Below are 6,673 nucleotides of genomic sequence, written 5' to 3' on the forward strand. Positions count from 1 at the left end.
CGGTGCGGTCCCGACGGCCTCCCTGCAAAACAAGTTTTAGATCGGGTGGGGGCACTCGGGGCCATGCCGCGCCCACGCCCACCGAGCGGTTGAACGGCTGACTTAGTTGGGGGCCGTCAAGGCGCGCAGCGCCGATTGCCCCCGCCGGCCGGGGGCGTGGATTCGTCTTCCCGACGTACTTATAGCAGCCGCTCGGACAGCACGCGAAACGCGACATCGGGCACGACGAAGCACATCGGTTCGCCCGTGGCTCCGATGCCTGCGAGGAAGTTTCCGCAGCCCACGGGGCCGACCGTCTTCAGTGGCCGCACCGCGTCGACATCGATCGGCAGATCGATCGACGCATAGGCAAGGCGATCGCAGTCTTCGACATGCGCGATCGCCGCATGCTGCAGCGAGAGGGAAGCGACGGCATCTCGCCAGTCGTCGAAGAACGGCGCGAACGCATCGGGCAGCGTTCGATCGTCAGTCGCTTGCGCCGTGCAGCGCAGATCCGGCGCACTACCACCGCCGCCCGAGAGCAGGGTGTCGTAGCGGCCGCCCTGCTCGGTATGCGTGAAGCGCTGCGCGAGATGCGACGGCAGCGCGTCGCTGAAGACCCGGCTGCCGAGCGCATAGAGCGGGTGATTAAAAACGTTCTTCACGAACAGCACCGTGCCGTCGGCGGGTATCCCGCCGGGTAGCGTGTCGACGTACAGACGCCAGTTGCTTTGCAGCGGCGACGGAAATACGCGCCGCAGCGGACCGGCAATGCGCGGGCCGAAGTGCCGGTGCGCATAGGTAAGCGTCGTAAAAAGCGTGCGACCGTTGCGGCTTGCGAGCGTGATACCGCGAGGCACCAGTGGCGCAACCGCCGCGACATCGACCACCCACGTGCAATACACGACGTTCGCGACGTCGCTGGCGAGCTGGAGGAACGGCAGCCGCGACAGTAGCGCGCGGCGTGTGCGCAGCAACGGACGGCTCGCGACGATCCGATTGGCGAGCCGGCCAATTAGGCTGGTGGACGGATGGACAAAAGTGTTGTCGTAGGGCATAGAAACCTTTTCCCGCTGGCACGACGTCCGCTCCATGTCATTCTCCTTCGTCTCTCGTTGTGGTCAGAGGTCGACGCGAAGCATGACCTGATCAGGGGCCGCTTGTGCTCGGGGCACATGCCGTGCCATATGGTTGAGGAAGATCTCGCGAAGGGAACACTGGTCGAACTCCTTGGCACTATGCCTTCCTGCAATCGCAATCAGCAAGGTATCGTGTTCGGGAGGTCGTCAACGGAATGAGTGGAACAGCGCCGGGCTCAGGAAGCGTAATTGGCGAACGCCTTTTGGACCAGATTGTCAGGTCCGAAGAAGAATACTTCCGCTGCGAGCCGTCCGTTGGCACCTCGATAGTGGATGACGATACTTCCTACGCCAGCTAGCGTCGCTATGCCTTCAAAGTGAAGGTCTGGGACCATTTTCAGGGCCTTTTCCCAATAGGCTCTCACTCTCTCCTTGCCTCGAAGAATGCCCGTGGGTTCACCCACGATCTGTGCAATCAGGGGGGACGACATCTCGAACCCGTCGGAGTAGTGAGAGAGAATGCGATCGAGGTCGTGGCAATTCCATGCTTCGATCCATTCTTGACTGAACGCCTGCGCGAATTCGGGTGTGATAGTGTTCATGGTTAATGTGAGTGGCCCTGATGGAGCTGAAAAGTGGCTGACCAGCTTACCATGACGTATCTTGCCATTCGTCGGGAACGAATTTCAATAGCTTGATGAAACTACGACATCTGAAGCGGGAGAAGCAATGAAGGTAGACGTGCACATCGTGAATTCGCTTACGGATGGCGCAGTCGGGGGTAATCCCGCTGGCGTAGTGATCGATGCGGATGCGCTCTCCACGGAACAGAAGCTAGCGGTTGCGCGGAAAGTAGGTTTGTCAGAAACGGCGTTCGTGTCCAAATCTAGTGTTGCGACTGTCAAGCTGGATTTTTTCACGCCAACTCGGCAGATTGCACATTGCGGGCACGCCACGATCGCTACGTTTTCACTGCTCAGGCAGCTTGGTCGGGTAAGTGAGGGGAAGTTAACGAAGGAAACGGTGGACGGGTGTAGGGATATTTTGGTAGCGGGAAAATCTGTTCTGATGGAACAAGGTTCTCCGACCTATACATCGATCGAAGTGCAGTCTGACCTGGCGGAAAAGATCGCCGCGTCCATAGGGTTGATGCCGGCAGATATCTATAGCACTGCACGCCCGACAGTGGTCAACACGGGAAACAGCTTTCTCATCATTGCATTGCCCGATGGCCGTTCGGTTGCCGAGGTTCAGCCCGACCATCAGGCGATCGCCGCGATCAGCGAGGAACTCGACCTGATCGGCTACTACGTCTTTTCTCGTGAGACTGCTGTTGCCGGTCGGCAGGCTGGGACACGCATGTTCGCACCAAGATTTGGCATTCCCGAGGAATCGGCGACCGGAACGGCCGCTGGCCCATTGGCATGCTTCCTTTACGAACGCATGGGCTCCAGAGATTCCGAAATGGTTATCGAGCAGGGACGGCTGATGCAGCCTGCGTCTCCGAGCCTCATCAAGATCAGTCTCGACATCGAGGATGGGAAGGTCGTCCGGTTAATGGCCGGCGGAAGCGCCACCCTCAAACAAAGCGTCATCGTGGAAATTTGAGCGAAGCGGTCAACGGGTCTCGGCCAGGACCCGATGATCGCCACTAGCGGACGAGATAGTCGACAATCAGCCGCGTCCAGGCTTTCGACGCGTGTGCACAACTCAGGTAGCGTTATGACTATTCAACCCAAGACCGCGCGAGATGTGATTCATGAATTTTGGCGGCTTATGGCCACCAACGACTTTCACGCTGTCGCAGCGGTCCTCGCAGACGATTTCGTTCTCGAATGGCCTCAGTCGAAAGAGCGGATTCGAGGCGCCGACAATTTCGCTGGACTCAACGCGGCGTACCCGGCGCAAGGGCCGTGGGCCTTCACGATAAATCGCATGGTCGCGGACGGTGATGAGATTGTTTCGGACGTATCCGTCACCGACGGCGCACTGAATGCGAGAGCGATATCATTCTTTACCGTCGAAGGTGGAAAAATCGCCCGCATGATCGAGTATTGGCCAGAGCCATACGACGCGCCATTCGACAGGACGCAGTTTGTCGAGCGAATTGAATGAACCGCCGGTATCCGTGAACGCCCGTCTGCGATGAGTCAAGGTGGTTCCCACCCGCAAAGCAATGCCTTGTCACCGGCGGTCTGCGGCTTGGAATGCGCCTTCGACAGATCGGCCCGTATCGTCGACAATACGCCTCCGAGCGAAACCGAACCAACCTTTATGAGCAAAAACACTTCGCGAGCTAGCGTTCGCATGAGCCTGCGGCCGCGCGACCGAATCCGCAACGCGATCTTGCAAGCACTCGGCTTGTTGTTTATCGGCTTCGCTTGTTCTGCACACGCGTACACCGTGAATATCTGTCGGGAATACTGGTATCCGTTGGCTCATACAGGCAAAAGCATGGGCTCGCTATCTTCCGTGCGCGCGGGGCCTTGCAAGTATCGGCCGGTGAAGATGTTGAGCGACCAGTATGGCGTGATAGATGGCCGGGGGTATTTCATTTCGGAACTGCACGAATTTCATGATTCGTGTTCGCACGGTGGGCCCGTACCGGATTTCGATTGTCTTGTCCCCTCGCGTTTGCGCCGTCATGAGGATGACGAGACGCGACATTATTATTTGCTCACGCTACGGGGTTCGGCGCTGCGCGTTCTGGATCGGCTTCATGCTACCGACGGACAACAAGTCTTTGACGGCGCCGACGTGGTTCCAGGTGCCGACCCGGCGACCTTCAAGACCTTCGTGCCCAAGGGCGCGAAGGCCGACGATGGGTGGGCGTACGACCGCAACCATGTCTACCTCGAAGAGCGTTCGGACCCGAAGATGGTGCCGGGCGAAGTCGAAATCGTCGGCAACACGTTCGCTGTCAACGCTGGACGTGTATTTTCAATCGACGTCCTCAACGGTCCCGTTTATCTCCCAGAGGTCAAAGCGCCGCTGAAGGTGCTTAGCCCTCCGGCCTCGCTTGAACCGGCCATCATCAGCGACGGCGTGCGCATCTACCTGGGCCAAAAGGCACTCGACGGCGTGCGGGCGGAAACCTTTCAGATGCTGTTTCCGGTGTGTCCGGTGCCGGGCGCGCCCGATGTGAAATGCATCCCTTATGCTCAACCGAACGAATTCCGTGTCGCCCGAAGTGGACGCGATATGCTCTATTTCCAGGAGTTCGACGATATCAAGCGAATCGCCGACGTACCGGATTTCGTTTATTTCATGATGGCGGGCCCGTCGTATCTGGGTATCGCCGGAAAGAAGCTCTTCGATCTTGATCCCGTGCATCAAAACTTCGGCGAAGGCGCCGTTGCAGGTACCGTGCAACTTGCAGGCCGCTTGAGCGGCCCAGTGGCCGGTTCCCTTGCGGATGACTTCGGGTTCATCAATGTGCGGGGTGCATTATCGAGGGGCGATGGACCGTTGTGCGGCGCTGTCGCGAAGCTCGCTGCGCCGACGCCTGCGCTTGCCCGTCGATTTGGCCCGCTTCGGTTCATCGCACTGAATAAACTGCCGGCAGGCTATTCGATCGGTTATGAAAACAATCGCTATCGATATCTTTTCAAATCCGCCGACGATACGACACCCGACGATACCGTGGTCGATCTCAGCGATGGCAAGCGGATGCGAGCGACGTGGTGCGGGGACGATATTCAGTTGCAAGGTTCAGTCGCTACGAGCGGTAACTAAACGAATGGGAATCGATCGCAAGCAGCGAGCGCGCGATCTTGCATGGAGGCTGGTCCAAGATATCCACCGCGAGGACGGCGGAGCCCTCGCGGCGGAGTAGACGCAGGCTCGATGGCGGCTTCCGCGGGTGCCTTCCGGGAGCGGTTAAAATCGCGTTCACCTTTCTACCGGCCCAAACCTAAAAGGCCCAAACCGAAAATGTCGAAGAAGCAAAGACTCACGACTGCCGTGCTATGCGCGGTGGCCTGGATCGTCGCCGATCAACTGACGAAGGCAGTGTTCAAGCAGATATTGGCGCCAGGCGACGTAAAGTCATTTCTTGCTGGAAGCCTCGTGATACTCCCTATCTACAACCATGGGGCGTTTCTCAGTCTCGGGGCTCAAATGTCTGACGCGACACGCAACATGATTTTCATTTACGGGGTGCTCGCTATCCTGATCGGCCTTAGCGTATGGCTGTTCCGCTCGTCCAGGCTCGGCCGCACGGAGGTCGTTGCAATCGCCTGCATCGTTGGGGGCGGACTGAGTAATCTGTTCGATCGTTGCGTTTACGGGGGGCGGGTTTTCGATTTCCTGAACATGGGGATCGGACCGTTGAGAACGGGCATTTTCAACGTCGCGGACGTTGGAATCATGCTCGGGGTGGCGCTGCTCCTTCTTGCCGGGATGAAACGCAAGCCGACCTCGCCCGGCTCGGCAGCTGCCTGACCGGTACACCGGGGCTGGCGGCGCAACGGCGCACGCGATAGCCGAAAGGCGAGTATCCTGCCCCGGGCGCGGACTGTCGCGTGCAACGTTCGCCGACGGATGCGCGTGTAATCGGCGGGCCCGTTTGCAAGTACGAAAGCGCCCTTTTTTTCGCGGAACGGAGAGGACTCGAGATGACAGACGTGACGGTGGCTTACACGAATACGCAACTGCTGATCGACGGCGAATGGTGCGATGCGGCCAGCGGCAAGACGATCGATGTGGTTAACCCGGCCACCGGCCAGGTGATCGGCAAGGTCGCGCATGCGGGCATCGCGGATCTCGACCGGGCATTGGCCGCCGCGCAGCGCGGCTTCCAAACCTGGCGCGCCGTGCCGGCTCATGAGCGCGCCGCCACGATGCGCAAGGCCGCGGCGCTCGTGCGCGAGCGCGCGGCGACCATCGCGCAATGGATGACGCAGGAGCAGGGCAAGCCCCTCGCCGAAGCCCGCGTAGAAGTGCTCTCGGCGGCCGACATCATCGAATGGTTCGCCGACGAAGGGCGGCGAGTGTACGGCCGCATCGTGCCGCCGCGCAATCTCGGTGCGCAGCAAACGGTGGTGCGCGAGCCGGTCGGCCCCGTCGCCGCCTTCACGCCATGGAACTTTCCGGTGAACCAGGTGGTGCGCAAGCTATCGGCCGCCTTGGCTACCGGCTGCTCGTTCCTCGTGAAGGCGCCCGAGGAAACGCCGGCTTCGCCGGCTGCGTTGCTGCGGGCATTTGTGGACGCCGGGGTGCCGGCAGGCGTGATTGGGCTCGTGTTCGGCAATCCGGCCGAAATCTCGGCCTATTTGATTCCGCACCCTGTGATCCGCAAGGTAACGTTCACGGGTTCCACGCCGGTCGGCAAGCAATTGGCCGCACTGGCCGGTCAGCACATGAAGCGCGCGACGATGGAGCTTGGCGGCCATGCGCCGGCCATCGTGTTCAACGATGCCGATATCGCAGGCGCAGTGAAAATCATCGCCGGCGCCAAGTTCCGCAATGCCGGCCAGGTCTGCATCGCGCCGACACGGCTTCTGGTGCAGGACAAGGTCTACAAGGATTTTGTCGGCAAGTTCACGGAGGCCGCCAAGGCGATCAAGGTCGGCAACGGACTCGACGCCGATTCAAAGATGGGCTCGAACCACAAG

Annotated in this window: 7 protein-coding genes and 1 pseudogene; 6 read left to right on the forward strand and 2 right to left on the reverse strand. The window is 59.9% G+C overall.

Features of this window, described 5'->3' with window-relative positions:
- Positions 1 to 179: 179 nt before the first annotated feature.
- Complete coding sequence (locus tag ACTHN9_RS29785; RefSeq protein WP_440540425.1) at positions 180 to 1,037, reverse strand: DUF2071 domain-containing protein; 858 nt, start codon at positions 1,035 to 1,037, stop codon at positions 180 to 182.
- 63 nt (positions 1,038 to 1,100) lie between these two features.
- Here ACTHN9_RS29785 and ACTHN9_RS29790 point away from each other — a divergent pair.
- Positions 1,101 to 1,208 (forward strand): annotated as a pseudogene (locus tag ACTHN9_RS29790) (LysR family transcriptional regulator); the annotation flags it as partial.
- An 86-nt stretch (positions 1,209 to 1,294) separates the two neighbouring features.
- On the opposite strand, the gene ACTHN9_RS29795 reads toward ACTHN9_RS29790, so the two are convergent.
- Entirely contained in the window at positions 1,295 to 1,660 is a 366-nt protein-coding gene (locus tag ACTHN9_RS29795) for a nuclear transport factor 2 family protein (RefSeq protein ID WP_440540426.1), read from the reverse strand.
- A 127-nt stretch (positions 1,661 to 1,787) separates the two neighbouring features.
- Between ACTHN9_RS29795 and ACTHN9_RS29800 the strand changes: the two genes are divergently transcribed.
- The 5 genes from ACTHN9_RS29800 to ACTHN9_RS29820 form a co-directional block, all read left to right on the forward strand.
- Positions 1,788 to 2,666: a PhzF family phenazine biosynthesis protein gene (locus ACTHN9_RS29800; RefSeq protein WP_440540427.1), complete on the forward strand. Its 879-nt coding sequence runs from the start codon at positions 1,788 to 1,790 to the stop codon at positions 2,664 to 2,666.
- Positions 2,667 to 2,780: 114 nt separating this feature from the next.
- A complete protein-coding gene (locus ACTHN9_RS29805) occupies positions 2,781 to 3,173 on the forward strand; it encodes a nuclear transport factor 2 family protein (protein WP_440540428.1) in 393 nt (130 codons plus the stop codon).
- Between the two features lie 30 nt (positions 3,174 to 3,203).
- Entirely contained in the window at positions 3,204 to 4,793 is a 1,590-nt protein-coding gene (locus tag ACTHN9_RS29810) for a DKNYY domain-containing protein (protein ID WP_440540429.1), read from the forward strand.
- A gap of 198 nt (positions 4,794 to 4,991) precedes the next feature.
- A complete protein-coding gene (lspA, locus tag ACTHN9_RS29815) occupies positions 4,992 to 5,501 on the forward strand; it encodes a signal peptidase II (RefSeq protein WP_440540430.1) in 510 nt (169 codons plus the stop codon).
- A 173-nt stretch (positions 5,502 to 5,674) separates the two neighbouring features.
- Positions 5,675 to 6,673 (forward strand): aldehyde dehydrogenase family protein (locus ACTHN9_RS29820; protein WP_440540431.1); only part of this gene is annotated, 999 nt, incomplete at its 3' end.

The sequence above is a fragment of the Trinickia sp. genome, from assembly GCF_051953405.1.
Classification (GTDB): domain Bacteria; phylum Pseudomonadota; class Gammaproteobacteria; order Burkholderiales; family Burkholderiaceae; genus Trinickia.

Excerpts from the sequence above, each read along its gene's own strand:
- ACTHN9_RS29785 (WP_440540425.1), bottom strand. The coding sequence starts at position 1,037 with ATGCCCTACGACAACACTTTTGTCCATCCGTCCACCAGCCTAATTGGC.
- ACTHN9_RS29795 (WP_440540426.1), bottom strand. The coding sequence starts at position 1,660 with ATGAACACTATCACACCCGAATTCGCGCAGGCGTTCAGTCAAGAATGG.
- ACTHN9_RS29800 (WP_440540427.1), top strand. The coding sequence starts at position 1,788 with ATGAAGGTAGACGTGCACATCGTGAATTCGCTTACGGATGGCGCAGTC.
- ACTHN9_RS29805 (WP_440540428.1), top strand. The coding sequence starts at position 2,781 with ATGACTATTCAACCCAAGACCGCGCGAGATGTGATTCATGAATTTTGG.
- ACTHN9_RS29810 (WP_440540429.1), top strand. The coding sequence starts at position 3,204 with ATGAGTCAAGGTGGTTCCCACCCGCAAAGCAATGCCTTGTCACCGGCG.
- lspA (WP_440540430.1), top strand. The coding sequence starts at position 4,992 with ATGTCGAAGAAGCAAAGACTCACGACTGCCGTGCTATGCGCGGTGGCC.